This is a genomic window from Sphingomonas sp. P3_C6 (assembly GCF_056402595.1).
Window position 1 is genome coordinate 1 of the sequence record NZ_JBFUHB010000062.1, and the last position, 1,297, is coordinate 1,297.

The 1,297-nt window shown below is 65.7% G+C and carries 1 protein-coding gene; it reads left to right on the forward strand.

Annotated features, from left to right (window positions below):
* Positions 1–127: 127 nt before the first annotated feature.
* The coding region (locus AC1DT7_RS24175; RefSeq protein WP_478038862.1) for an IS4 family transposase at positions 128–1,297 on the forward strand (1,170 nt) is incomplete at its 3' end.

Below are 1,297 nucleotides of genomic sequence, written 5' to 3' on the forward strand. Positions count from 1 at the left end.
AGTCAGGGCTGGGCTGTTTTGGGGACCTGCGCCTTCAAAAAGGGGGGCGTTTTTGCTGGGTCGGTTGGTGGGCACCGGCGCGGCGCGGGTACGGGTACGCTCGCTTGGTGGGAGCCGTGCTGGAGAGATGCGGATTACGCGTTTTTTGCGCAACGCGCGCGTGACGTCGTCGGAGATGATCGGGTCGGCACGCGAGGGTACSCAGGAGAGGGTTTCTGGTCGGCGCATCCTTGCCATCCAGGACACGACYACGCTGCGCGACGATGGGGACCGGGCCAGTATAGCGCTGCACCCGACGATCGCGGTCGACGCGGATGACGGTGCTTTGCTGGGATTGGTGCATGCGCAGGTTCTRCATCGGCATGGCGGGCGCAAGGCGCTGCGCAGGACGGTTCCGTTTGCACAGAAGGAGAGCAGCCGCTGGCTGGAGGGCACGCAGGCCGCTGCCGGGCTGATGGCGCACGGCGCCTGCGAGGTTACGGTGGTCGCTGACCGGGAGGCGGACATTTACGAAGCGTTCGCGCTGCGGCCATCCGGGACGCATCTCCTGATCCGTGCCATGCAGGATCGGCGCCTTGCCGACGATGCGATGCTGTTCGCCTGTGTCGAAGACTTGGCCGAGCTTGGCCGTCTTGATGTCGACCTTCCGGCCGCGCCGGGGCGTTCGGCGCGCACCATCACCCTGGCGCTGCGGGCTTGCCCGGTCCTGATCCCACGACCCTGGCGCGCGGCTGACGAAGCTGGTCGCCTGCCCGACAAGGTGGCTTTGTGGCTGGTGGATGCGCGCGAGGTCGATCCACCTCAAGGCAGCCAGCCTGCGCAGTGGCGGCTGTTGACCACGCACCCGGTGGCAGATCTTGCCGCCGCCAGGCGCATGGTGCTGTTCTACCGGCAGCGCTGGACGATCGAGCAACTGTTCCGGACCATGAAGACCAAGGGCTTCGATATCGAGCACTCGCGGGTCGAACATACACGCGCGTTCGAGAACCTCGCCACCGCCACCCTGATCGCAGCGGTCCAGGTCCTCCAACTCGTCCGCGAGCGAGACGGCGCAGCCGGGCGCCCCATCCATGATCTGTTCGATCCCGGTGATGAACCCGCTATGGCCAAGGTCAACGCCGCGCTCGAAGGCAAGACCGACAAGCAGAAAAACCCTCACCCACCAGGCTCGCTCGCGTTCGCCTCGTGGATCTGCGCGCGCCTCGGCGGCTGGACCGGCTATTATGGAAAACCCGGACCCGTCGTCATACTCGAAGGCCTCTTACGCCTTCAGACGATGCTACAAGGATACGCACTA